At 57.5% G+C, this 25,404-nt stretch carries 22 protein-coding genes; 13 read left to right on the top strand and 9 right to left on the bottom strand.

The features are described 5' to 3' along the window. Positions 1-116: 116 nt before the first annotated feature. A complete protein-coding gene (gene dgt, locus ACN1CO_RS13390) occupies positions 117-1,607 on the bottom strand; it encodes a dGTPase (RefSeq protein WP_419139338.1) in 1,491 nt (496 codons plus the stop codon). A 92-nt stretch (positions 1,608-1,699) separates the two neighbouring features. Between dgt and mtnN the strand changes: the two genes are divergently transcribed. The 3 genes from mtnN to ACN1CO_RS13375 all read left to right on the top strand — a co-directional run bounded on the left by mtnN (position 1,700) and on the right by ACN1CO_RS13375 (position 3,560). After that, positions 1,700-2,398: a 5'-methylthioadenosine/S-adenosylhomocysteine nucleosidase gene (mtnN, locus tag ACN1CO_RS13385; protein WP_283546207.1), complete on the top strand. Its 699-nt coding sequence runs from the start codon at positions 1,700-1,702 to the stop codon at positions 2,396-2,398. Further along, positions 2,391-3,185, top strand: a complete 795-nt coding sequence (btuF, locus tag ACN1CO_RS13380; RefSeq protein ID WP_419139337.1) for a vitamin B12 ABC transporter substrate-binding protein BtuF — start codon at positions 2,391-2,393, stop codon at positions 3,183-3,185. The genes mtnN and btuF overlap by 8 nt, the downstream gene beginning before the upstream one ends. A 123-nt stretch (positions 3,186-3,308) precedes the next feature. Then, positions 3,309-3,560 carry a hypothetical protein gene (locus ACN1CO_RS13375; RefSeq protein ID WP_419139336.1) on the top strand — a complete coding sequence of 84 codons (252 nt, stop codon included), beginning with the start codon at positions 3,309-3,311 and terminating at the stop codon, positions 3,558-3,560. Between the two features lie 30 nt (positions 3,561-3,590). Here the strand turns inward: ACN1CO_RS13375 and erpA are convergent, their stop codons facing one another. After that, entirely contained in the window at positions 3,591-3,938 is a 348-nt protein-coding gene (gene erpA / locus ACN1CO_RS13370) for an iron-sulfur cluster insertion protein ErpA (protein WP_010254064.1), read from the bottom strand. Between the two features lie 203 nt (positions 3,939-4,141). Between erpA and hemL the strand changes: the two genes are divergently transcribed. After that, positions 4,142-5,422 carry a glutamate-1-semialdehyde 2,1-aminomutase gene (hemL, locus tag ACN1CO_RS13365; protein ID WP_419139335.1) on the top strand — a complete coding sequence of 427 codons (1,281 nt, stop codon included), beginning with the start codon at positions 4,142-4,144 and terminating at the stop codon, positions 5,420-5,422. A gap of 277 nt (positions 5,423-5,699) precedes the next feature. Here hemL and fhuB read toward each other — a convergent pair whose 3' ends face one another. From fhuB to hrpB, 6 genes are all read right to left on the bottom strand, one after another. Further along, positions 5,700-7,679, bottom strand: coding sequence for a Fe(3+)-hydroxamate ABC transporter permease FhuB (fhuB, locus tag ACN1CO_RS13360; protein WP_419139334.1), 1,980 nt, complete (start codon positions 7,677-7,679; stop codon positions 5,700-5,702). Then, a complete protein-coding gene (fhuD, locus tag ACN1CO_RS13355) occupies positions 7,679-8,557 on the bottom strand; it encodes a Fe(3+)-hydroxamate ABC transporter substrate-binding protein FhuD (protein WP_419139514.1) in 879 nt (292 codons plus the stop codon). The genes fhuB and fhuD overlap by 1 nt, the downstream gene beginning before the upstream one ends. Before the next feature lie 10 nt (positions 8,558-8,567). Continuing rightward, positions 8,568-9,362, bottom strand: a complete 795-nt coding sequence (fhuC, locus tag ACN1CO_RS13350) for a Fe3+-hydroxamate ABC transporter ATP-binding protein FhuC (protein ID WP_419139333.1) — start codon at positions 9,360-9,362, stop codon at positions 8,568-8,570. A 43-nt stretch (positions 9,363-9,405) separates the two neighbouring features. Then, entirely contained in the window at positions 9,406-11,601 is a 2,196-nt protein-coding gene (fhuA, locus tag ACN1CO_RS13345; RefSeq protein WP_419139332.1) for a ferrichrome porin FhuA, read from the bottom strand. Between the two features lie 200 nt (positions 11,602-11,801). After that, a complete protein-coding gene (gene mrcB, locus ACN1CO_RS13340) occupies positions 11,802-14,339 on the bottom strand; it encodes a bifunctional glycosyl transferase/transpeptidase (RefSeq protein ID WP_419139331.1) in 2,538 nt (845 codons plus the stop codon). Positions 14,340-14,437: 98 nt separating this feature from the next. After that, positions 14,438-16,921 (bottom strand): ATP-dependent helicase HrpB, encoded by a 2,484-nt coding sequence (gene hrpB / locus ACN1CO_RS13335; protein WP_419139330.1) that lies wholly within the window; start codon positions 16,919-16,921, stop codon positions 14,438-14,440. Positions 16,922-16,951: 30 nt separating this feature from the next. Between hrpB and thpR the strand changes: the two genes are divergently transcribed. From thpR to panD, 9 genes are all read left to right on the top strand, one after another. Continuing rightward, on the top strand, positions 16,952-17,509 hold the full coding sequence (thpR, locus tag ACN1CO_RS13330; protein ID WP_419139329.1) for an RNA 2',3'-cyclic phosphodiesterase: 558 nt from the start codon (positions 16,952-16,954) through the stop codon (positions 17,507-17,509). Continuing rightward, a complete protein-coding gene (sfsA, locus tag ACN1CO_RS13325) occupies positions 17,487-18,191 on the top strand; it encodes a DNA/RNA nuclease SfsA (protein ID WP_419139328.1) in 705 nt (234 codons plus the stop codon). Before thpR ends, sfsA begins: the two co-directional genes overlap by 23 nt. A gap of 247 nt (positions 18,192-18,438) precedes the next feature. Then, positions 18,439-18,894, top strand: coding sequence for an RNA polymerase-binding protein DksA (gene dksA, locus ACN1CO_RS13320; RefSeq protein WP_008925615.1), 456 nt, complete (start codon positions 18,439-18,441; stop codon positions 18,892-18,894). 73 nt (positions 18,895-18,967) lie between these two features. Beyond that, positions 18,968-19,846: a tRNA glutamyl-Q(34) synthetase GluQRS gene (gene gluQRS, locus ACN1CO_RS13315; RefSeq protein WP_419139327.1), complete on the top strand. Its 879-nt coding sequence runs from the start codon at positions 18,968-18,970 to the stop codon at positions 19,844-19,846. Between the two features lie 86 nt (positions 19,847-19,932). Next, positions 19,933-21,351: a polynucleotide adenylyltransferase PcnB gene (pcnB, locus tag ACN1CO_RS13310; RefSeq protein ID WP_419139513.1), complete on the top strand. Its 1,419-nt coding sequence runs from the start codon at positions 19,933-19,935 to the stop codon at positions 21,349-21,351. After that, positions 21,348-21,833 carry a 2-amino-4-hydroxy-6-hydroxymethyldihydropteridine diphosphokinase gene (gene folK, locus ACN1CO_RS13305; RefSeq protein WP_419139326.1) on the top strand — a complete coding sequence of 162 codons (486 nt, stop codon included), beginning with the start codon at positions 21,348-21,350 and terminating at the stop codon, positions 21,831-21,833. Before pcnB ends, folK begins: the two co-directional genes overlap by 4 nt. Positions 21,834-21,916: 83 nt before the next feature. Beyond that, on the top strand, positions 21,917-22,711 hold the full coding sequence (gene panB / locus ACN1CO_RS13300; protein WP_419139325.1) for a 3-methyl-2-oxobutanoate hydroxymethyltransferase: 795 nt from the start codon (positions 21,917-21,919) through the stop codon (positions 22,709-22,711). Positions 22,712-22,726: 15 nt separating this feature from the next. After that, positions 22,727-23,581, top strand: coding sequence for a pantoate--beta-alanine ligase (gene panC / locus ACN1CO_RS13295; RefSeq protein WP_419139324.1), 855 nt, complete (start codon positions 22,727-22,729; stop codon positions 23,579-23,581). Positions 23,582-23,628: 47 nt separating this feature from the next. Then, on the top strand, positions 23,629-24,009 hold the full coding sequence (gene panD, locus ACN1CO_RS13290; RefSeq protein WP_090964354.1) for an aspartate 1-decarboxylase: 381 nt from the start codon (positions 23,629-23,631) through the stop codon (positions 24,007-24,009). Between the two features lie 67 nt (positions 24,010-24,076). Here the strand turns inward: panD and ACN1CO_RS13285 are convergent, their stop codons facing one another. Continuing rightward, a complete protein-coding gene (locus ACN1CO_RS13285) occupies positions 24,077-25,090 on the bottom strand; it encodes an acyltransferase family protein (protein ID WP_419139323.1) in 1,014 nt (337 codons plus the stop codon). Positions 25,091-25,404: the final 314 nt, after the last annotated feature.

The raw sequence follows: 25,404 nt of genomic DNA, 5'->3' as shown, positions 1-25,404 counted from the left end.
ATTACTGTTCAGACCATTGCTGTGGTCGAAAGGTGAGATAAATGTTTTAGCGCGAAGTTCCTTTAAAAGTTTAAGTCAAAGGTAAAAATTTATTCGCGCTCTTTACAATCGGCGGCTTATTCTACTGCCATTAACCGCCGGTACTCATCCCAGGCATAGAGATCGGTCATCCCGCTGATATAATCCTGAATCAGCCGGAATCGATAATAACGTTCCCACAACAGCCGCTGATATTTATGTTCTACCACGAGGGTTCGCATCTTTTGCAAATAAGCTTTACGGTGCTTACCAGAAAGCTTATGAAAAAGCCGGGTTTCAATCGGATGCTGACGCAGGAAATCTTCATTGATCAGCGTGGTAAAAGTCTCATAATTCAGGCGCATCAGCGGCTGATAGATCTCCAGCAGCCCCTTGATCACCCGGTATCCCTGCAACTCAAGCTGCTCAACTTCAGAGTGATTAAAGACCTGCTGGCGGGCAACGGTTTTAAACAGCTGCAGTAAGCGGCCCTCTTCACCCTCATCTTCCAGAAGCGCGTGATTGAAACTTCCCTCGAATATAGCGGGCAGATTATCAACGAAGCGTTTCACCGCGTAACTTACCAGCACGCTCTGAACATTTACGCGTAATGACATAAAAAATTGATCGCTGCGGCTTCGGCGTTTTTTACTGCAGGCTTCACGCCAGGCTTCGCCAATAGTCCGGCTGAAAGCGTCATTATTTTTAACCGGCCCCCAGGCTTTATTGAGAAATTCAAACAAACTCTCAACATTAAAGATATCTTTTTCTACAGCGTCGTCCAAATCGGCAATACAATAGGAGATATCATCCGCCGCTTCCATTATATAGGTGAGCGGAAAGCGATGGTGTTCTTCCATATTGGTGGCAGTACGCAAATCCGCAATATAATCCTGCTCAGAGAGATAAAAGCCGGGTTTCTTCATTAAGACGCTAAATTCGGCGGGCTTTTCCCCCTGCCACCAGGCGGGCGCGGTATATTTCAGGATGCAGGCGACCTGGGAATAACTGAGATTCAGTTGCAGCAGCGTATGCACCATGCGAATGGCCTGGGCGTTACCTTCAAAATGACAGAGATCCTGACGGATCATGGCATTCAGCTGATCAAAGGCTTTACGCTGCTCTTCCCCTTCGACGCCCGCCACCAGCGGATCCACTAGCTCGGCTGAGAGGTTCTCTTCAAACCAGTCGTTGATGGCGGCCTCGCCGAAATGGCCAAACGGCGGATTGCCGACGTCATGCAGCAGACACGCCATCTCAATCAGACTTTCAAACGCGCCTTCCATCTCATCCAGACCATACTGCGCCAGCCCACCCTGCATCTTGAGGGTCTGCAGGATCTCTTTAGTGATGTAGCGCCCGGTCTGCTGCACCTCCAGCGAGTGCGTCAGGCGGGATCGGACAGCGGCGTTGCGCTCCAGCGGAAAGACCTGGGTTTTCTGCTGCAGGCGCCGTATGGCGGCAGAGTTGATAATCCGGCCACGGTCGCTCTCAAAATGGCGGGTAATGTAATATTCGCCTTCCGGATCTTTTCGACTGTTATAAGGGCGCGAGAAGCTGATCTTCTTCCTGAAATTGATCGCCGACATGAATTACCCCTTACTTTTTCGTGAATTAATCCCCTGAATGCCATGGTAGACTATGCCCTAAATTTTGATTCTTTACATTAGCGGAACTCACTATGAAAGCAGGCATTATTGGCGCGATGGAGCAGGAAGTAACACTGCTGCGCGACAAAATTGAAAACCGTCAAACGCTGACACTGGCGGGTTGTGAAATCTATACCGGCACCCTGCAGGGCGTTGAGGTGGCACTGCTGAAATCTGGCATTGGCAAAACATCTGCCGCGCTGGGTACCACGCTGCTGCTGCAGCTCTGCAAGCCGGATGTGGTGATCAACACCGGCTCGGCGGGCGGTTTAGCGCCGTCACTGAGCGTCGGCGATATCGTGGTGTCAGACGAAGTCCGTTATCACGATGCTGACGTCACCGCATTTGGTTACGAGCCAGGTCAGATGGCGGGTTGTCCGGCTGCGTTTGTGGCAGACAGCAAGCTTATCGCGGCGGCCGAAGCCTGCATTAAGCAGCTGGACCTGAATGCCGTACGCGGTCTGGTGGTGAGCGGTGATGCCTTTATCAATGGTGCCGAACCGCTGGCACGCATTCGTAATCAGTTCCCGCAGGCGATTGCCGTTGAGATGGAAGCGACCGCTATCGGTCACGTCTGTCATCAGTTCCAGGTGCCGTTTGTGGTGGTCCGCGCAATTTCTGACGTGGCCGATAAAGAATCGCACCTCAGCTTTGATGAGTTCCTGAGCGTTGCGGCGAAGCAATCTTCGCTGATGGTGGAGAACCTGCTGGCGCATCTGGCACGTGGCTAAAACGCTGCTGTTCTGCTGGCTGCTGCTGTTGAGCGGCAGCCTGCCCGCCTCCCCGCCCCGTGTTATTACCCTCGCCCCTCACCTTACCGAACTCGCCTTTGCTGCCGGGATTACCCCGATTGCGGTCAGCGCCTGGTCCGATTATCCGCCGCAGGCGAAACAGATTGAACAAGTCGCCAACTGGCAGGGCATCAAAGCTGAACGTATTCTGCAGCTCAAGCCGGATCTGGTTTTAGCCTGGCGTGGCGGTAATCCGCAGCGACAGATTGATCAGTTGCAGCAGCTCGGCGTGCCGGTTAAATGGATTGATCCGCTAACGCTGGATGAGATGTTCACGGCGCTGGCCGATCTCGGCCACTGGAGTCCCAGACCGGAGCAGGCCGCCAGCGCGGCCCGACAGCTGCGTGAGCAGGAGGCCGTGCTGCGACAGCGCTATACTCATCTGACTGCGGTTCCGCTTTTTTTGCAGTTTGGTCAGCAGCCGCTGTTTACTGCGGCCAGAACCACGCTGCATAATGAAATTATTACCTTGTGCGGCGGCAGGAATATCTTTGCTGACAGTCGCGTCAGCTGGCCGCAGGTCAGCCGTGAGCAGGTGCTGATGCGCCATCCTCAGGCCGTGGTGACAGCGGGCGGTGCGCAGCAGGCGGAGAACATTCGTGCGTTCTGGCGGCCCCAGCTCATTGTGCCAGTTATTGCTATTAATGAGGACTGGCTGAGCCGGCCAGGTCCGCGACTGCTGCTGGCAGCGCAGCAACTCTGTGCGGCCCTGCATCCCGATGAATAAATCGACGAATTGATTAAAGTCACTGCACTTTTTGCCGTTAATCAATACCAGAGACGAGCGGGCCACGTATGCTCACCGTCCTTTTAGCGCCACGGCGCTTTTTTAAAACACCAGGAACCTTATATGACCAGAGCACTGCTGCTGGCCATAGGGCTAACGATCGCCGGACCTGCCTTTGCGGGATCGATAAATGGCTCTATAGGCGCCAGGCTTGTCATCTATTCACGCTGTGAAATCAACACGGCTAACGGTCAGCCCGCGCCGCAGATCAACTGCGGCAGACAGGCAGGCGCGCAGCCACGCGTCACCCATAGTCAGATTCAATCGCAGGGAAGTCTGAAACACAGTAACCGGCTGGTCACAATAGAATGGTAAACGAGGCCGTCGGAATGACGGCCTGCATTATCAGATACTGAAGGAAGAGCCACAGCCGCAGGTGGTTTTGGCATTCGGGTTGGTCACGATAAAGCGCGATCCTTCCAGGCCTTCCGTGTAATCCACCGAACCACCTACCAGATATTGCAGGCTCATCGGGTCAACCACCAGTGAGACGCCCTGCTTTTCAATCGTCATGTCGCCATCGTTCATCTGGTCGTCAAAGGTGAAGCCATACTGGAAACCACTGCAACCGCCACCGGTGATATAGACGCGAAGTTTCAGCGCCGGGTTCTCTTCGTCGGCAATCAGGTTCTTCACCTTGGTGGCTGCGGCGTCGGTAAACTGCAACGGCAGTGCTACTACTTCATCACTCATGTTTTACTCCGGTAAACGCCCAGGTCAGAAAACGACCTTAATAACACTATTATCAGCCAGCACCTCAGCGCAATCAAGCTCTGCCCTTCGCACTCTGTGCCGCTTTCACCTCCGTGGAGGAGACTGCGGGTGAATCCACCTTTCGTCTGCTGCCCCTCTTCCGTAGAATGGCGCAATATTTTTCTGAAACGCTGGAGCCGAAAATGAGTAAGTCCGAACAACTGTTTGCCGAGGCACAACGCCTGATCCCGGGTGGGGTAAACTCGCCAGTACGCGCATTTACCGGTGTGGGCGGCGTTCCACTGTTTATTGAACACGCTGATGGCGCGTATCTCTATGACGCCGATGGCAAAGCCTATATCGACTATGTCGGCTCATGGGGTCCGATGGTACTAGGCCATAACAACGCGATGATCCGTAATGCCGTGATTGAAGCGGCCCAGCGCGGCCTGAGCTTTGGCGCACCGACCGAAATGGAAGTGACCATGGCACAGCTGGTGTGTGAGCTGGTGCCGAGCATGGAGATGGTGCGGATGGTTAACTCCGGCACCGAAGCGACCATGAGCGCTATCCGTCTGGCGCGTGGCTTTACCGGCCGCGATAAAATCATCAAGTTTGAAGGCTGCTATCACGGCCATGCCGATCATCTGCTGGTGAAAGCCGGTTCCGGTGCCCTGACACTGGGTCAGCCAAACTCGCCGGGCGTACCGGCAGATTTCGCTAAACATACCCTGACCTGTACCTTTAACGATCTCGACTCGGTGCGCAGCGCCTTTGAGCAATATCCTGATGCCATCGCTGCCATCATCGTCGAGCCGGTCGCTGGCAACATGAACTGCATCCCGCCGCAGCCGGAATTCCTGCCAGGCCTGCGCGCTCTCTGTGATGAGTTCGGCGCACTGCTGATTATTGATGAGGTGATGACCGGTTTCCGCGTCGCGCTGGGCGGCGCACAGGCTCACTACAATGTGCGTCCTGACCTGACCTGCCTCGGAAAAATCATCGGTGGTGGGATGCCCGTCGGCGCGTTTGGTGGCCGTCGTGAAGTGATGGCCGCGCTGGCTCCGACCGGCCCGGTTTATCAGGCGGGAACGCTTTCCGGTAACCCGATCGCTATGGCAGCCGGTTTTGCCTGCCTGACGCAGATCGCGCAGCCCGGAACTCACGACAAACTGGATGCCCTGACCCGCAAGCTGGCAGAGGGTTTGCGCGAAGCAGCCCAACAGCAAAATATCCCGCTGGTGATTAACCATGTTGGCGGGATGTTCGGCCTGTTCTTCACCGATGCTGACAGCGTGACCTGTTACGCCGATGTGACACGCTGCGATGTGGAACGCTTTAAAACCTTCTTCCATCTGATGCTGGAGGAAGGCGTTTACTTTGCGCCATCAGCCTATGAAGCGGGCTTTATGTCGCTGGCTCATAGTGACGAGGATATTCAGCGCACTGTCGACGCCGCGCGTCGTTGTTTCGCGAAGCTGTAATTCCGGCAGCGTTAAAGATGAAGACCGGCATCAGCCGGTCTTTTGTTATTGATGAGGCTTGCCCCACTCTGTTGTGACAGGGTGCATGCACAGGAAACAGGGTCAGATCGGAAAGGCGCGAAAGCCGTCATCCATGACTCGCTCGGCCCGCGCCGTCCCTGGCGCGGGACGCTTTCCTCCTCTGACCCAATTCCCTGCGCATTGAGCTTCTTCGTTGTGGTCAGATTCACTCTACATTGGATTTGGCCGCCGTCTGAAACCAGCCTGTTTTTTTCTCTTAACCTGAACGCCTAAGCAGCCAGATAAAGTAAGGCGCACCTAAAAACGTCGCCATCAGTCCGGCCGGGATTTGATCCGGAAACGCCAGCATCCGCCCGCACCAGTCAGCCAGTATCATCAATCCTCCGCCCAGCAATCCCGATAGCAGCAGTTGCGGCAAGGCCCGCCGGAATCCCAGCATGCGCGCCATATGCGGTGCCATCAGTCCGACAAAACTCAGCGGGCCGATAGTCAGCGTCGCGCAAGCGGTTAGCGCGGCCGCCAGCAGCAGCAGACTCAGCCGCGCGGGTGTCAACGCCATGCCGGCCGAACGTGCAGTGGCACTTCCCAGCGGCAGCAGCGTCAGCCAGCGGCTCGCCAGCGGTGCCAGCGAGACCAGCAGCAGCGCACAGACAGCGCTCTGCATCGCCTGACTGCCGCTGATGTTATAGGTCGAGCCGGAGATCCAGCTCAGCAGCCCGCCCATACGGGGATCGCCACTTGCCAGCAGCAGCATCAGCAGGGTGACAAAGGCGCTGTTAAGCGCCATGCCCGCCAGCAGCATCCGCTCAGGCGAAAAGCCGCCACGACTGGCTACCGCCATGATCACCAGCAGCGTCAGCGCGGCACCCACCGCCCCGGCGGGCAGCAGCCATGCCATCGCATCGCCCGGCACAAAGAACATCATGACGACGACACCACAGGCAGCACCCGAACTGATGCCCAGCACTTCAGGGCTGGCCATGGGATTGCCGGTGAGCCGCTGAATCAGACTCCCTGCCACGCCCAGCATCAGACCGGTCACCAGCGCAGCCAGCACGCGCGGTGCGCGCCACGGCAGCAGTGACTGCAGCATCTCGCCCCCTGACCCGATCCAGCCCTGCGCATCACGTCCAAATGCCAGACCACCCCACGCCAGCAGGGCCAGAACAGCGAGACCCATCAGTGCCCAGCGCAGCAGGTTCTGTCGTTCGGCGGGCACGTGGTCACCCTGATTCAGGGCGGGCGGCACCGAACCGGTACGCAGTCGCGGCAGCAGCCACAGCAGAATCGGTACGCCAAGCAGCGCCGTAGCCGTACCGGTCGGGATATCGCGCCAGTGCGCGCTGAGCCATAACACGCAACTGTCGGCCAGCCACAGCAGCAGCGCGCCTGTAAGCGGTGCCAGTAGCATCCGGCTGAGGAGCCGTCTTCCGCCAAGCAACTTCGCCAGCAGCGGCGCAAACAGCCCAATAAAGCCGATGATACCGGCGACATTCACCAGCTGTGCGCTGAGCAGGATCGCCAGTCCGAGGCCACCGATACGCGCGACTGAGAGCGCCAGGCCCAGGTTTTTTGCTACACCATCATCCAGCCCCATCAGCGTCAGCGGACGCAGCAGCGCCAGCGCCAGCACAAACGCCAGCAGCAGGCGCGGCCAGAGCTGCTGCACATTCTCCCAGCTCATCTGATTCAGCGCGCCAGTGCTCCACAAAAACATGTTCTGCAGCTGATCGTGATTGAAGATAGCGAAGATTTGATTCACCGCGCCGCTGTAGAAACTCAGCACCAGCCCGGCCAGAATCAGCGTCACCGGCGACAGACGTTTACCCCAGGCCACTCCAAACACCAGCGCGGCCACCAGCAGCGCACCGCCAAGCGCAGCAAACTGCTGTGTCAGCGCCCCACCCGGCAGATGCCACAGCGTCGCCACGGTAATGCCCAGCTGTGCGCCGGAAGAGACGCCCAGCGTGGTCGGCTCCGCCAGCGGATTCCGCAGTATCTGCTGAAACAGCAGACCGGCAAGACCCAGCCCGGCACCCACCAGCAGCGCCAGCGCCGTGCGCGGTAACAGGCTGTAGTGAAACACCATCTGCGGCAGGCTATCGACCGCCGGTGACCAGAATGCCTGCCACCATTCTGCCTGTGGCAGTGCCTGGTGAAAATTAACCAGCGTCAGACTGAGTGAGAGCAGAAACAGCAGGCTTAGGAGGCCTGCGGGAAACAGAGCATGGCGCATCAGTGCGTCTCCAGCGCGCGTTCCAGCACGCGAACAAAGTGCAGCGCCGAAAGCGTTGCACCGTAATACCAGACCGCAGGAACGCGCTGAAAGCGTCCGGTGCGAACAAACGGCATGGCCTGCCACAGCGGGCTGCGCATCAGTTGCTGCATCTCCACGTCGTTGTCGTGATCGAAACAGATGACATCCACATCACCGGCCTGGGCCAGCTGTTCAATGCCGATCACCGCGCTGCCCCAGAAATTGGTCTCACCCTGCCAGCCATTTTTCAGGCCCAGCAGCGTCATCACTTCGAGGAACAGACTGTTTTTGCCGAAGGTAATGGCGTGGCGACTGTCGAGCAGCGACATCAGCAGAATCGTGCGTCCGGCATAGGGTGCCAGCCGCTCGCGGGCTGCCGCCAGTTGAGCATCGACCTCGCGCAGATGCTGCTCCGCTCGTTCGCTTAATCCAAGGCGCGCCGCCAGCTCATGCAGCGATGCGCGTGCGGCGGTAAAGGGTTTCCCGTCGCCGCTGTGAAGGTCGAAACCCATGATCGGCGCGATGCGCGTCAGTTTCTCTTTAGGCGGGCCGTAGCCGTTAGAGCAGAGGATCAGCGATGGCTGCATCTGCGCCATCAGCTCAAGATTGGGTTCGGTGCGCAGACCCACATCGATCACGCCCGCAGGCAGCGGTGGCTCTCCGACCCAGATGTTGTAGTTGTGCAGATCGGCCACACCCCAGGGCGTAACGCCCAGTGCGATCAGCAGTTCGGTGGGAAGCCACTCCAGGGCAATAATCCGGCCCGGATTCGGCGTGGCAGCACGCAGGGGAAGCGCACAAAACAACGGCGAGGCCGCCAGCGCCAGCAATAGTCGGCGGCGATAAAGATCGGGCATCATCCTTTCCTTAACAGACAAAACTGACCGGCGCGCCGCCCTGCGGGTGCGGTAAAATGCCCATCGGGATGCCATAAATCGCACCGAGCACCTCAGGCTGCATAATCGCCGCCGCGTCTCCTTCGGCAATCATCGTGCCCTGACGTAGCGCCACCAGATGATCGCAGTAGCGTGCCGCCATATTGATATCGTGCAGCACCGCAATCACGGTCAGGCCGCGCTGCTGGCTCAGCTCTTTTATCAGCGCCAGCACCTCAACCTGATGGGCGATATCCAGCGCCGACGTTGGTTCATCCAGCAGCAGACAGCGGCTGTTCTGCGCCACCATCATCGCCAGCCAGGCGCGTTGACGCTCACCGCCCGACAGGCTATCCACCAGTCGTCCGGCAAAGGGCTTCAGCCCGACCTGGGCAATGGCATCTTCTACCCGATCACGGTCGTCCTGACCGAACCGTCCCAGCGCGCCGTGCCAGGGATAGCGGCCAATCGCCACCAGCTCCCGCACCGTCATCCCTTCGGCAGCCGGTAACTGCTGCGGCAGATAGGCTACCTCGCGGGCAAAAGCTTTGCTGTTCCAGCGTCCGACCGGCTGCTGATTCAGCTGCACCTCTCCACTACTGGCCACATGATGGCGACCCAGCATTTTCAACAGCGTCGACTTACCGGAGCCGTTGTGTCCAATCAGGGCGGTCATCTTACCCGGTGGAAAGGTCAGCGAGAGGGGCTGAAGGAGAGTACGTCCGGGCACTTCAAAACTGGCGTCTGCCAGCGTAAAAGTCGCCTCTTCTGCGTGCGGATGCGGCATGGTTATCCCTGTGAACGAACGGGCGCCGGAGCGCCCGGTTATATCAGAACCTGAAGGTCGCGGTGCCGACTACCTGGCGTTCCGCACCCCAGTAGCAGGCATATTCACGGTAACAGCTGGCGACGTAGTCACGGTTGAACAGATTGTTGACGTTAACGCCCACTGTCGAACCTGGCAGGCCGAAACGACCCAGGTCATATTTCAGCGCCGCATCCACCGTGGTGTAACCGGCAACCTTAAAGTTCTGGTTCTGCTCGGTGCCAGTGCTGTAGAGCCCCTGGCTCTCGCCGACATAACGTACACCCGCGCCCAGCGTCACGCCTGACAAGGCAGTCTCGTGGAAGGTGTAGTCGCTCCAGAGTGAGGCCATATGCTTCGGCACCTGTACTGGCGTTTTGCCTTTCAGCTGCGTGTCTTCGGTGTATTCCGCATCGGTGTAGGTGTAAGACGCCGTCAGGTTAACGTTGGCATTCAGCGCCGCTTTGGCTTCCAGCTCTACGCCGCGCGACCGGATTTCACCGCTCTGCACGCTGAAAAGAACATTGTCCGGATCGGCAGTCAGGTTTTTGGTTTTGGTCAGTTGATAAAGCGCTGCGGTGAGCACCACCGGACGATCTTTCGGCACATACTTCACGCCCGCTTCATACTGTTTAGCGCGAGACGGATCAAATGCCTGACCATCAAAGGTCGAACCGGCATTCGGAATAAAGGCTTCGCTGTAGCTGAAATAAGGCGCGATGCCGTTATCAAACACATAGTTCAGACCGCCGCGCCAGGTAAAGGCCTGATCGTTCTGGCGATCAACGGTATCCGTCCCCCGATCGTAAACCGAGGTCATGGCATAGTCATAGCGGCCGCCCAACGTCAGCACCCAGCGGTTCCACTCCATCTGATCCTGCGTGTAGAGACCCGTCTGACGCTGCTTGTTGAGATGCTGATAAGGGCCAAATGGCGTTACGCTATCATCGCCATATTGCGGATTTACCGCATTCAGGCTGGATGCCGAGCCAAACTGTGCGTCGATATCATTGCGGGTACGCTGGAAATCCACGCCCAGCAGCAGCGTATGATCAACCTGACCCGTGGCAAACTTCGCCTGTGCCTGGTTATCCACCGCAAACTGGTTTAGCTTCTCGTGGGAGACCGCCGAACCACGGGTAATCTCCTGGGTCGCCGGAATAAAGCCATTGCCATAGATACTGCGATAATCAGTACGCAGGTCGGCGTAACGCAGGTTCTGGCGCAGCGTCCAGGTGTCGTTGAGGCTGTGCTCGGCGTTATAACCCACCATTTTGGTGGTGCGTGAAATCTTATTACTCTGCTCGCCTTCATCGAAGTTGGTCGGCAGTTTGTACTGACTGCCATCGGCGTGGGTAATCGGTACGATCGTGCCCTGACGCGGCAGCCAGCCGTAATAGCCGGTTTCTGGCTCGTTCTGGAAATAGGTCAGCAGGTCAATGCGGGTACGATCGTCGGGACGCCAGCTGAAAGCCGGGGCGATGGTGTAGCGCTTCTCTTTGTTCATCGCCTGCTGCGCATCCTGACTGCGCGCCTGGCCGGTCAGGCGATAGCTATAGACACCGTCATCATCCAGCGCGCCGCCAAAGTCAAAGCCGGTCGAGAAGAGATTATCGTTGCCCATCTGGAACTGCACTTCGCGCAGCGTTTCCTGGGTCGGACGCTTGCTCACCAGCGACACCACACCGCCCGGATTGCTTTTGCCGTAGAGCACCGACACCGGACCGCGCAGCAGTTCGGCGCGCTCCAGGAAATAGGGATCGATGGCAAACTCAGAGTAGTTATCCCCCTGCAGTTTCAGGCCATCCATATACTGATTGGTGTTGGTTTCGCTGAAGCCGCGAATCGACAACGCATCAATCACATCTGAGCTGCCACGGTTACCGGTCAGCACGCCAGGCGTGTAGTTAAACGCCCCTTTCACGCTGGTCACGTTGCGCATTTCCATCTCTTCGCGGGTGACCACGGAGACAGACTGCGGATTTTTTTCAATCGGCGTATCGGTTTTGGTGCCGGTGGCGCTGCGTTTCGCTGCCACGGTCGGTGCCGGGCCCCAGGCGCTTTCCGCCTCGACGCCGCTGCCGCCATCCGCCGAGACCACCATCGTCTCCGGCTGTGCGGCGTAAAGAGAAGTGCTCAGGCTCAGTGAGATCATGACGCCCAGAAGCGGTCGGGAAAATGTTTTTTTGGTGTTGTCTGCAAAAGTCGTTCGCGCATTCATAAAAAGGTGTCTCTTAAAAAGGCTCAGGAGAGCGAATCGAAACGATAATGATTATTATAACGGATTAGATAATATGCGAACTGCAGCGGGCACTGCAAGAAGAAATCCCAGTAGTGACGCCCTTTGCAGGGCGATTGACGCATATTGATCAGAAACAAAAAAAGGGCGCCTAAGCGCCCTTTTTAACCTGTCTGACTGATTTATTTGCCAAACATATCTTTAATCCAGCCTGCTACGCCATCGCTGTCTTTCTGCTCCTGCGGTTGCTGGGCTGGTTGTTGTTGCTGCGGCTGCTGTTGCTGCTGTTGCTGATCGAACAACTGTTGCTGCTGCTGAACCTGCTGCTGCTGTTGCTGACACAGCGCATTAGGATCCAGCGCCCACACCGGCAGAGAACGCCAGGTGCTGCTGCCGGTGCCACAGACAAAGTTACCGGCCGAATCCACATTCATCATCGACACATCTTCCGGTGGCGTCAGCTGCAACGGCATCGGCGCCTGGATGTCGAGGTAGCGGCGGTAGAGCTGCATCGCACCGCTGGCACCATAGAGTTTGGTCGGCTGGTTGTTATCGCGTCCCACCCAAGTGATCGCCACTTCTTTACCATCAATACCGGCAAACCAGCTGTCGACCAGGTCATTGGTGGTACCGGTTTTACCGGCCAGATGCGCATTCGGGAAGCGCGCGCCCAGCGCACGGGCGGTACCGTGGTCAGCAACCTGCTGCATGGTGTAAAGCGTCAGATAAGCCGCCTGCGCCGGTTCAACACGCTCTGCCTGCGGATAGCTCTGATAGAGCACACTGCCATCTTCCGCAATCACCGAACGCACGGCTGACAGTGACGCGCGGTTACCGCCGCTGGCGATCGACTGGAACGCCTGCGCCACTTCAACCGGCGTCAGGTTCATGGCACCCAGCAGCATCGCCGGAACCGGATGCAGTTGATCTTTCGGCACACCCAGTTTGCTCCAGGTATCGACCACCGCATCCAGCCCCAGCGTCATACCGAGATTAACTGTCGGCACGTTCATGGAGTTGGTCAGCGCATCCACCAGCATCACTTTTCCGCTGAAGCGACGATCGTCGTTCATTGGTTTCCAGATGCTGCCGTTGGGCTGCTTCAGCGCAATCGGCTCATCGGCGATCCAGCTGTTCAGGCGGTAGCTGTTAGGCTGACTCAGCGCGGTAAGGTAGGTCGCCGGTTTCGCCAGTGAACCAATAGAACGGCGCGCCTGCATCGCACGGTTGTAACCGGCGTACTGCGGATCGGCACCGCCGACCATGGCACGGACTTCGCCGCTGAAGCGGTCAACCACCACCATCGCCGTTTCCAGATCTTTCAGGCCACGCTGTTTTTTCAGCGTCGGGATGCCATCAATCACCGCTTTTTCGGCCGCATCCTGGGAGACCGGATCCAGCGTGGTGAAGATCTTCACGCCGGAGAGATCTTTCACCTTGTCGCCCAGTTTCGCCTGAAGCTCGTTACGCACCATCTGCATAAAGGCAGGCTGCGGCGTGATCACACCGCCTTTCGGCTGCACGCCCAGCGGACGCGCCGACAGCATGTCGTACAGCTCCTGGTCGATCACTTTCTGTTGCTGCAACAGGCGCAGCACCAGGTTGCGTCGTTCCAGCGCCAGTTTCGGGTTACGCCACGGGTTATAGAGCGACGCCCCTTTCACCATGCCGACCAGCATCGCCTGCTGATCCAGACTCAGTTCGTCAACCGGACGGCCGAAGTAGTAGAGGCTCGCCAGCGGGAAACCGCGAATCTGATCGCTGCCAGCCTGACCGAGATAGACCTCATTCAGGTAGAGCTCCAGGATGCGATCTTTGCTGTAGCGCGCATCCATGATCACGGCCATATAGGCTTCACGCGCTTTACGCCACAGCGAACGCTCGTTGGTGAGGAACAGGTTCTTCACCAGCTGCTGTGTCAGCGTACTGCCGCCCTGCACCGCTTTCCCGGCCGTGATGTTCGCCAGGAAGGCGCGGCCAATGGAGTACGGGCTGATGCCATCATGCTCATAGAAATGGCGATCTTCGGTGGCAATAAGCGTATCGACCAGCAGATCCGGGAAACCGGCGCGTGGCACGAAGAGACGCTGTTCACCATTCGGCGACTGCAGCATGGTGATCAGACGCGGATCGAGGCGGAAAAAGCCAAAATCACGACCGGTCTCGAGGTTCTTAATCTCGCTCAGCTCGTCTTTCGTGAAGCTCATGCGCGCGTGGATCTGCCCCTCTTTACTGTCAGGGAAATCAAACGGGCGACGCAGCAGATCGATGGTGTTGCCCTTCACCGAAAACTCGCCAGGGCGGGTAATCCGGGAGACTTCGCGGTACTGAGTTCCTTCCAGCAGCGCCACCATTTCACTTTTGTTGTAGGCCATGCCCGGTTCCAGGCTGACCATGCGGCCATAGACGGTGGCGGGCAGTTGCCACACTTTACCGTCAATACGGCTGCGAATTTCTGAGTCGAGGTAAATGCCCCATGCGACCATTACCACCACAAACACCAGGAACAGCTTGATTAACCATCCCAGCCAACGGCGTTTGCCGCGCGGCGGTTTTCCACCTTTACCTTTACGTGGCACCGGCGCTTCCTCCTCGTCATCATTAAAATCGTCCTGATCGATATCCTGTTCGATATCCCTGCGTCGTTCCCGGCCCGCACTGCTGCGCGGCGGCAACGGTTTACCTTTGCGCCCTATTGGTTCGCGATCGTTCCCAGACATTACTTTTCTTCTCCAGGCAGTGCTTACGGCAGCGCCGCTACTCTAACTGCTTTCTCGCGTGCCGCATGGCAGAACCCTCTGAATTCGATCCAGCGGACTCAACCCTGCGGGGACATTTTTTTGGTTCGCCTTGTTGGCAAGGCGTTGGCCGGATCCTCTGGCCAGGGATGTTTAGGATAACGCCCCTTCATCTCTTTCCTGACCTCCGGCCAGGCACCGCGCCAGAACGCCGCCAGATCGCGGGTGATCTGCAACGGGCGCTGGGCGGGCGATAACAGCTCCAGCACCAGCGGAATACGTCCTTCCGCAACGGTGGGATTCGTCGCTTCGCCAAACATCTCCTGAATCCTGACCGCCAGCGCGGGCGGCTTGTCCGCATCATAGCGGATCGGCAGCCGGCTTCCGGTCGGCACAGTGTAATGAGTTGGCAGCACAGTATCCAGCCGCTGACGTTGTGACCATGTGAGTAAATGTAAGAGTGCCGTGGTCAGGTTCACCGCCTGCAGGCTGCGGAGATCGCGCACCGCTGACATCTGCGGCAACAGCCACTGCGGCAGGCTATCAAGCAACGTCTGATCGTCAGTGGCGGGCCAGCTCTCTTCCGGCAACCACTGCGCCGCACACTGGATGCGCAGACGCAGCTGTTCTGCCTCCGGCGTCCAGCCCAGCACCGACAGCCCTTTTTCGGCAATCCAGCGCAGCATGGCCGCGTGCAGCACGTCTGGCTCCGGGCGCGCCATCGGCTGGGTCTTCAGTATCAGTGCACCAATCTGCTCACGTCTGAACGCGCGTAGCGTGCCTTTCTCTTCGTCCCACTCCACTTCGGTGCGGCGCTCAATCAGTGCGGGCAGCTGCTGGTACAGCGTTTCAATGTCGACCGGCAGCGCCAGCAACATCCGGGCATCCGGCGTAGCACTGCCCTGCAACAGGGCGGGTACGATCAGCCATTCATTGCGCGTCAGACCATCCTGCTCATCCAGTCTGGCACCCAGCCCGTTAGCCAGCTGATAGCGGCCGCTCTGGTCGCGTCGCCGCGCCAGCCGATCGCCAAAGCCCACCGCCAGCAAACCGGCGAAACGATCTTCATCAATACGACCGCCACGGATTTTAAGCCGCTGCTGCCACTGCTGCGCCCGCCGCTGCCATTGTGACTGCGGCCGATGCAGGGCATCCCGCAGATCGGCACTGCCGCTGCGCGGAGGGTCTTCCAGGATCGCTACCAGCAGCGCGGCGCTGGCGACCGCATCCGGTTCATTGCCTGCGGCACAGAGCATAGCAGCCAGTCGGGGATCGCACCCCAGCTGCGCCATGCGCCGTCCCAGCGTGTTGAGCAGGCCGTTGCTGTCCAGCGCACCCAGGCGGGTCAGCTGCTGTTTTGCGGCATCCAGATTTCTGGCGGGTGGCAGATCCAGCCACTGCAGCTGTTGCGGCTGGGTACAGCCCCACTGCAGCAGATCCAGCCACAGCGACGAGAGATCGCTGTTCACGATTTCCGGTTCGCTCTGCGCCGCCGCACGGGATGCCTGCTCCTGCGGCAACAGATGCAGACAGATTCCCGGCATCAGTCGCCCGGCGCGACCGGCGCGCTGGATCATCGATGCCTGGCTGATTCGCTGAGTCTGCAGCCGCGTCACACCACTGCGTGCATCAAACAGGGCGCTGCGTTCCAGCGCACTGTCGACCACCAACCGGATCCCTTCAATGGTCAGGCTGGTTTCAGCGATATTGGTGGCAAGTACCACTTTGCGGCGTCCGGAGGCGGCAGGAAGAATCGCCCGGCGCTGCGCCGCCAGTGGCAGTGCGCCATAGAGCGGCGTCAGATCCACATCATCGCTGATGCGTGATTCCAGCTCGCGTTTCACCCGTTCAATTTCCGCCACGCCCGGCAGAAATAGCAGCAGCGAGCCGTCTTCGTCACGCAGCAACTGGGCGACTTCACGCGCCACCGCCTCTTCAAAGCGTACGTTCTGATTCAGCGATGCGTAACGCCGCCCGACCGGGTAGCTGCGCCCTTCTGAGACAATTAATGGTGCATCCGGCAGTAGCGCCGCCAGCCGGGCGTTATCCAGCGTGGCGGACATCAGCATGATTTTAAGGTCGTCGCGCAGCCCCTGCTGCACATCGAGCAGCAGCGCCAGCGCCAGATCGGCCTGCAGGCTGCGCTCGTGAAACTCATCGAGGATCACCAGCGACACGCCCTCCAGCATCGGATCGTGCTGAAGCATGCGCGTGAGCATTCCTTCGGTAACAACTTCCAGCCGGGTCTGTGGCCCGACGCAGCTTTCGCCACGCATCCGGAACCCCACCGTGGCTCCCGGCTGCTCACCGAGCTGCTCCGCCAGCCGCTGCGCCACATTACGCGCCGCCAGACGACGAGGCTCCAGCATGATGATCCGTCCCGGCAGCGCCGCCTGCTGTAACAACTGCAGCGGCAGCCAGGTCGATTTGCCCGCGCCAGTGGGGGCGGCCAGCAGGATTTGAGAGGCGTCGCGCAGTGCCGCCAGGATGTCAGGCAGCACCGCGCTGACCGGTAAATCGCTCACAGCAAACTCCGCTTCTGCCTGTGCTAAGATGGCGCGCATTGTAGCACGTGATATTTGCCGGAGAGCGCCATGGCAACACAACGCTTATTTTTTGCCATCAGCCTGCCTGACGAGATGCAGCAGCAACTGGTGCGCTGGCGGGCCGACACCTTTCCTGCCGAGGCGGGCCAGCCGGTAGTCGCAGCGAATCTGCACCTGACGCTGGCGTTTCTGGGTGAAGTCGCACCGGAAACCTCACAACGCCTGCAGACGCTGGCCTCCCGCATTGAACAACCCGGCTTTGATCTCGATCTGGATGATGCCGGGCACTGGCCGCGTCCTGGTGTGGTCTGGCTCGGCTGCCAGCGTGCGCCTCGCGGGCTGCTGCAGCTCGCCAGCCTGCTGCGGGCGCAGGCCGCCCGGCATGGCTGTTACCAGAGTCCCCAGCCATTTCATCCGCACATCACGCTGTTACGCCATGCCACGCAGCCGGTGGCGTTACCGCCACGCGGTTTTCACTGGCGTTTTCATGTCTCCACCTTTTCACTGTTCGCCTCTGAATATGCCCGGGGCCGCACCCGCTACCGCGCGCTGGCCAGCTGGCCGTTAACCTCTCAGGATCCGCATGCACTTCTCTCCTCCTCTTAAACCCGCCCGCCTGATCAGTCGTTACAAACGTTTCCTTGCCGATGTTATGACGCCGGAAGGTGAGGTTCTGACGATCCACTGCGCCAACACCGGTGCCATGACCGGCTGCGCCACGCCGGGCGATCGGGTCTGGTATTCAACGTCCGACAGTCTGACCCGCAAGTACCCTCACAGCTGGGAGCTGACCGAAACGCAGCAGGGCCACTGGATCTGCGTGAACACCCTGCGCGCTAATCAACTGGTGGCCGAAGCGCTGGATCAGAACCGGCTGCCCGCACTGGCGGGATATTCCCATCGTCAGGCGGAAGTGAGATATGGCAGTGAAAAAAGCAGAATTGATTTCCTGCTCAAGGCAGATCCACGACCCAACTGCTATATTGAGGTGAAATCCGTAACCCTTTTACATGAAGGAAAAGGGTATTTTCCGGATGCGGTGACGATTCGAGGACAGAAGCACCTGCGTGAACTGGCAACAGTTGCAGCAGAGGGTCATCGGGCCGTTTTGTTGTTTGCCGTTTTGCACTCGGGGATTGAGGACGTTTCCCCGGCACGCCACATTGATGCGGCGTATGCAGAACAACTGGCTCAGGCGCATAAGGAAGGCGTAGAGATTTTAGCGTATCAGGCAGACTTATCGGCGGAGGGAATGTTTCTTAAATCGCCGATCAACGTAACCTTGTAATATCTTTTGCAATTTTATGTGTTAAGAATGTTCTGAGCTAAGCGCTGATTACGCTGTTCCTCACAGGCTTGTCAAGGTGTGTTCATGAAGAATTGCCAACCCTGACTGCTTCTGTTATTTATAGCGGCCTGTTTTTTTCCCCAATGGGGGATCGATGTACCCCGCAGACGTCAAATGCAGGATGGCAGCAACGCCCCTGCGAGACGAAAGTCAGAGGGTATAGTGCGTGTTATCCAGGAGAAGCAACATGCAAGAAGGTCAAAACCGTAAAACATCGTCCCTGAGTATTCTCGCTATCGCCGGTGTTGAACCTTATCAGGTTAAGCCTGGCGAAGAGTATATGAACGACGCGCAGCTGACCCATTTTCGCAAGATTCTGGAAGCCTGGCGTAATCAATTGCGGGACGAAGTCGATCGTACCGTATCGCACATGCAGGATGAAGCCGCTAACTTCCCGGACCCGGTTGACCGTGCCGCGCAGGAAGAGGAATTCAGCCTGGAGCTGCGTAACCGCGATCGCGAACGTAAACTGATTAAAAAGATCGAGAAGACACTGAAGAAAGTTGAAGATGACGACTTCGGTTATTGCGATTCCTGTGGCGTTGAGATTGGTATCCGCCGTCTCGAAGCACGTCCTACTGCCGATCTCTGCATCGACTGTAAGACGTTAGCAGAAATTCGTGAGAAACAAATGGCCGGCTAATGCCGCGTCCGGTCTGTTACCACGCAGTGGAACAACAGCTGTTTTGTCTGCTGCGTGGTCACTTCTGAATCCTATGACGTCCTCCTGTATCGGTCGCTTCGCCCCTTCTCCCTCTGGTGAACTCCATTTTGGCTCGCTGATTGCTGCCTTGGGCAGTTACCTGAGCGCGCGCGCGCAAAACGGCATCTGGCGAGTGAGAATTGAAGATATCGATCCGCCACGGGAAGTGCCGGGTGCCGCCAGCCGTATTCTGCATCAGCTGGAGCACTACGGTTTAACCTGGGATGGTGAGGCGTTGTGGCAGTCACAACGTCATGAAGCTTACCGCGAGGCACTGGCCTGGCTGCAGCAGCATCGTCAGAGCTACTTCTGCACCTGCCCGCGACGTCGCATTCAGGAGATTGGCGGTTTCTACGATGGCTACTGCCGTGAACGGCAACGCGGACCAGAGAATGCCGCGCTGCGTTTACGCCAGCATGCGCCGGTCTTTGCTTTTGACGATCGACTGCGCGGCCGCGTGGAGGCGGACAGGCGTCTGGCACAGGAAGACTTTATTATTCATCGCCGTGATGGCCTGTTTGCCTATAACCTGGCGGTGGTGGTCGATGATCATTTTCAGGGCATTACCGAAGTGGTGCGCGGCGCAGATTTGATTGAGCCGACGGTGCGGCAGATTGCGCTCTATCAGCAATTTGACTGGCCGGTGCCGGCCTGGCTGCATCTCCCGCTGGCGCTCAACCACGATGGCAATAAGTTATCGAAGCAGAATCATGCACCTTCGCTGCCCGATGGCGATGCCAGACCACTGCTGGTGGCGGCATTACGCTTTCTCGGACAGCCTGTTTCAGGCGGCTGGCAGGACTTAACGCAGGACAAACTGCTGTCTGATGCGGTAGCGCAGTGGAATATCGCTTTGATGCCGCAACAGAACGCCCTGAAACCGGATGCATAGACAACAGCATTCTCAAACGGTTCTCAACAGGCTATGATTAGCCGCTGATTTTACCTACACCCTAATTGCCACTGTCGAGGTGTCCCATTTTTACCCGAGTAGCCAATTTTTGCCGAAAAGTCCTGAAGCGTGATGAAGAGGAAGCCCCTGCAGAGGTTGAACCAGAACGTCTGATGGCCATCATCCCTCGTGAAAGCCACAACATCTCACGCAAAGACATCAGCGAAAATGCCCTCAAAGTGCTCTATCGCCTGAATAAAGCCGGTTATGAAGCCTATCTGGTAGGCGGTGGCGTGCGCGATTTGCTACTGGGGCAAAAACCTAAAGATTTCGACGTGACCACCAACGCCACGCCTGAGCAGATGCGTAAGCTGTTCCGCAACTGTCGCCTGGTCGGTCGTCGTTTCCGTCTGGCTCACGTAATGTTTGGCCCGGAAGTGATCGAAGTCGCGACCTTCCGTGGACATCACCAGGCGGAAGAGCCGGAAGAGGATCGCAACAGTTCGCAGCGCGCCCAGAGTGGCATGCTGCTGCGCGATAACATCTTCGGTTCTATCGAAGATGATGCGCAACGCCGCGATCTCACCATCAACAGCCTCTACTACAGCGTGGCTGATTTCAGCGTGCGCGATTATGTTGGCGGCATCAGCGATCTCGAACAGGGCATCATTCGCCTGATTGGCGATCCGGAAACCCGCTACCGCGAAGATCCGGTCCGCATGCTGCGCGTCGCGCGCTTTGCCGCCAAGCTCAATATGAGTATTGCGCCGGAAACCGCCGAGCCGATTCCGCGTCTGGCTTCGCTGCTGCGTGATATTCCACCTGCGCGCCTGTTTGAAGAGTCGCTGAAAATGTTGCAGGCCGGCTACGGCTACAGCACTTATCTGAAGCTGTGTGAATATCAGCTGTTCCAGCCGCTGTTCCCGACGCTGGCGCGTAACTTTACGGAAAACAGTGACAGCCACATGGAGCGGATGCTCGCTCAGGTGCTGAAGAACACCGATAACCGCATTCACAACGATATGCGCGTTAACCCGGCGTTCCTGTTTGCCGCGATGTTCTGGTATCCGCAGCTCGAAACGGCCGAACGCATTGCGCAGGAAAGCGGCCTGACTTACTTCGAAGCCTTTGCGATGGCGATGAACGATACGCTGGACGAAGCCTGCCGTGCGCTGGCGATTCCGAAACGTATTACCTCGCTGATCCGCGATATCTGGCTGCTGCAGTTACGCATTTCGCGCCGTCACGGTAAACGCGCCTGGAAACTGATGGAGCATCCGAAATTCCGCGCCGCTTACGATCTGCTGGCATTACGGGCGGAAGTGGAAAATAACCCGGAACTGCTGCGCCTGACCCAGTGGTGGGGTGAGTTCCAGGTGGCTGCGCCGCCGCATCAGAAAAACATGCTGAATAACCTGGGCGATGATCCGGTGCCACGCAGTAAATCGCGTCGTCCGCGCCGCCGTCCTTCCGCGCCGCGTCGTGACAATCAAAACGCCTCATGACACGGGTTTACCTCGCGTTAGGCAGTAACCTTGCCGATCCGCTGCATCAGGTTGATGCAGCGCTGTCCGCACTGGATGCGTTGCCGCAGACGCAACGCATCTATACCTCTCCGTTCTACCGCACGCCGCCTTATGGCCCGCCGGATCAGCCCGACTTTCTCAATGCCGCCGTGGCGCTGGAAACCGATCTCAGCGCAGAAGCGCTGCTTGACCATACCCAGCAGATTGAGCGGGAGCATGGCCGGGTGCGCAAAGCAGAACGCTGGGGACCCCGCACGCTGGATATCGATGTGATGCTGTTTGGTGATGCGGTGATCAACACCGAGCGGCTGATTGTGCCGCATTATGATCTGCTGAACCGCGCCTTTATGCTGGTGCCGCTGCTGGCGATTGCGCCGGACGCCCGCCTGCCGGATGGCCGCGCACTCCGCCCCCTTCTCGCCTCTCTCGACAGCAGCAGCATCGTGCTGTGGCACGGCTGATCAGACAAACGCAACTCTCTGATTCCGCTCTCTCACGCTATCCAGTAAACTGCGCCCATCAGAATTCCTGAGTTGAGAGCGCCATGAAACCCACCACGATTTCACATCTGCGTCAGGCGAAAGCCAGCGGTAAAAAATTCGCGACGCTGACCGCCTACGATTTCAGTTTTGCCCGCCTGTTTGCCGATGAAGGTATTCAGGTGCTGCTTGTTGGTGATTCTTTAGGGATGACGGTGCAGGGGCATGATTCCACGCTGCCGGTCACGGTCAGCGATATCGCCTATCACACTGCCGCCGTGCGCCGTGGCGCACCACAGGCCCTGCTGCTCGCCGACCTGCCGTTTATGAGTTATGCCACGCCGAAGCAGGCCTTTGAGAGCGCCGCGCAGCTGATGCGTGCCGGAGCCAACATGGTGAAACTGGAAGGCGGTAGCTGGCTGGCTGAGACCGTGCAGATGCTGACCGAGCGGGCCGTGCCGGTGTGTGGTCATCTTGGCCTGACCCCGCAGTCGGTGAATATCTTTGGCGGCTATAAAGTGCAGGGCCGTGATGAAGCCGGCGCCGAGCAGTTGCTGGCCGATGCGCTGGCGCTGGAAGCCGCCGGCGCTCAGCTGATGGTGCTGGAGTGCGTGCCGGTGTCGGTGGCGCAGCAGATTACCGACGCGCTCACCATCCCGGTGATTGGCATCGGTGCCGGTAACGTCACTGATGGTCAGATTCTGGTGATGCATGACGCGCTGGGCGTGACCGGCGGTCACATTCCCAAATTTGCTAAAAATTTCCTGGCGGAGACCGGCGATGTTCGCGCGGCGATTCGCCACTATATCGCCGAAGTCGAGGCCGGAACCTACCCGGCGGCAGAGCACAGTTTCCAGTAACCCAGGAGAGTCACCGTGTTGATCATTGAAACGCTGCTGATGCTGCGCCAGGAAGTCCGTCGCTGGCGCCAGCAGGGTAAACGCATTGCGCTGGTGCCGACCATGGGCAACCTGCATGAAGGTCATCTGACGCTGGTGGATGAAGCTCGGGCGCGCGGCGACATTGTCATTGTCTCGATCTTTGTCAATCCGATGCAGTTCGATCGCGCCGATGATTTAGCGCGCTACCCGCGCACGCTGCAGGAAGATTGTGAAAAGCTGAACCGTCACCAGGTAGATGTCGTCTTTGCCCCCTCACCGGCTGAAGTCTATCCGCAGGGCGCGCAGAATCAGACCTTTGTTGAAGTGCCGGTGCTCTCTTCCCTGCTGGAAGGCGCGACACGTCCGGGCCATTTTCGTGGCGTGGCGACCATCGTCAGCAAACTGTTTAATCTGGTGCAGCCCGATATTGCCTGTTTCGGTGAAAAGGATTTTCAGCAGCTGGCTATCATTCGTAAGATGGTGGCCGATATGGGCTTCGACATTGAGATTGTGGGCGTGCCAACCGTGCGGGCGAAAGATGGCCTGGCGCTGAGTTCACGCAACGGCTACCTGACTGCCGATGAGCGTAAGCTGGCCCCGGTGCTGAGCCAGGTGATGAATCAGATGGCGACACGGCTGGAGAACGGCGAGCGTCAGATTGACGAGATCATCGAGGCCGCCAGCGAGGCGCTGCTGGCGCAGGGATTGCGTCCTGATGGCCTGGCGATTTGTGATGCGGAAACGCTGCAGCCGCTCACGGTGGACAGCCAGCGTGCGGTAGTGCTGATGGCCGCCTGGCTGGGCAAAGCCCGCCTGATTGATAATCAAACCGTTGACCTGACGCTGTAAGTCCCTCTGCTGCAGGTTATTTTATTTCTCTGACAAGGTTTCTGGCTATGATTCGCACTGTTCTGCAAGGCAAATTGCACCGCGTCAAGGTGACGCAGGCGGACCTCAATTATGAAGGTTCCTGCGCTATCGATCAGGACTTCCTGGATGCTTCCGGCATTCTGCAATATGAAGCGATCGATATTTATAACGTCACCAACGGTCAGCGCTTTTCCACCTACGCTATCGCGGCTGAGCGCGGTTCGAAAATCATTTCGGTCAATGGTGCAGCAGCCCGCTGCGCCTGCGAGGGCGATATATTAATTATCTGCTCCTATGTACAGGTCGAGGATGCCGAAGCGCGTCAGTGGCAGCCTAAAGTCGCCTACTTTGAAGGTGACAACCAGATGAAGCGTCTGGCAAAAGCGCTGCCAGTTCAGATCGCCTGATTAATTGATCACCTGAAAAAAGGGCCGCCCGTAAAACGGCTGGCCCTTTTCTTTTCTTCTCTGATAATTAAACCGGTTTGGTTGTCATCGGCTTCGATGACTTTTTCATCGTAAAGAGGAAATTAAACCAGCCGTGTTTTCTCATCAGACATAATGTCCACGGCAGCGCCAGCGCCACCAGAAACGCCGAAATAAACTTCAGGTCATTTACCCAGGCTGACGGGCTTTCAAACTTCACGATCTTACTGAAGAACTGAATGGCCAGATAATGCGACAGGTAAAAGACGATAGAATTGACGCCAATGTAGTAGACCAGTTCAGACTTCAGCTTGAGTGCAATCCAGACAAAGAACGGAACAGACAATAGTGCCAGCGGTGATAATAACGCCTGGGAATGACGTTCCAGTACAAAGATATTCAGGCAGGACAGAATCACAAAACTGATTACTGAAATCAACAGCGTCGGGCCATGCTGCACTTTCTCCGCAATATCCACCTGCTTTCTCACTACGTAATCGCCGAGATAGAAGAAGACAAACAGATAAAGCGATTTGTTGATATGCGTATTGTCGAAGCTGGCAAACACGCCATCCGCCTCAATCGCAGGCAGCGCCCAGCTCAGCGTCATACAGATGGCAAACACCAGCAGGAACGGCAGGTGACGCGCAAAGATAATCACAATAAAGAAGATAAACAGCGAATGCAGGAACCAGGTCATATCACCGCCACCGGTCAGGTGGGAGAGAATAATGTTCATCGGTGATTGCGGCGTATTTGCCATTGAGCTGAACAGGATCTTTAACCCGCCGTAGACCGCCACCCAGACCACAAACGGATAGAGAATACTGCGCACCTTGTTATTAAAAAAAGGACCCAGGCCTTTTCTTAACCCGGCATCGACAAATAACCCCGAAACAAAGAACATCAGCCCCAGTCTTACCGGTGCCAGCATCTCATTTAACAGGCTGCTGAAGGCGGTAAAATGTCCGGCGTTATTATGTACGGCGATAGTGCTGTGCAAAAAAATGATTGCGAGAATACTTAATCCCCGCAGATTATCGATCCACGTTATACGATTCATCTTTTCCTGCCTTTGATTAAAAACTGGCCCTGAAATGGATGCCATTTTTCTTATTAAGAAGAGTCTTAACCCACCCATTCATCCCTGAGCAGAGGAATAACCTTATTCCGGCGGTATTTTGATAATTCGTAAACAAATAAACAACAGCCAGACTTTAAGGCTAATCTTAAAAAAAATTTAACAGTTAAGAATCATTAAGATAGCTAGTGATGTCAGATTATTATCAGATAATACTTAGGGTAATTATTTGTGAGAAAGGATGTAAGCGAGGCGGTGACCGGCTTCAGAGGCAGAACAGAGATGACTAAGTGCGT

The organism is Pantoea sp. R13S299 (genome assembly GCF_048515925.1).
GTDB lineage: Bacteria > Pseudomonadota > Gammaproteobacteria > Enterobacterales > Enterobacteriaceae > Pantoea.
The sequence above is the reverse complement of the archived record's forward strand: the minus strand, read 5'-3'. Positions and strand labels throughout refer to the sequence as shown.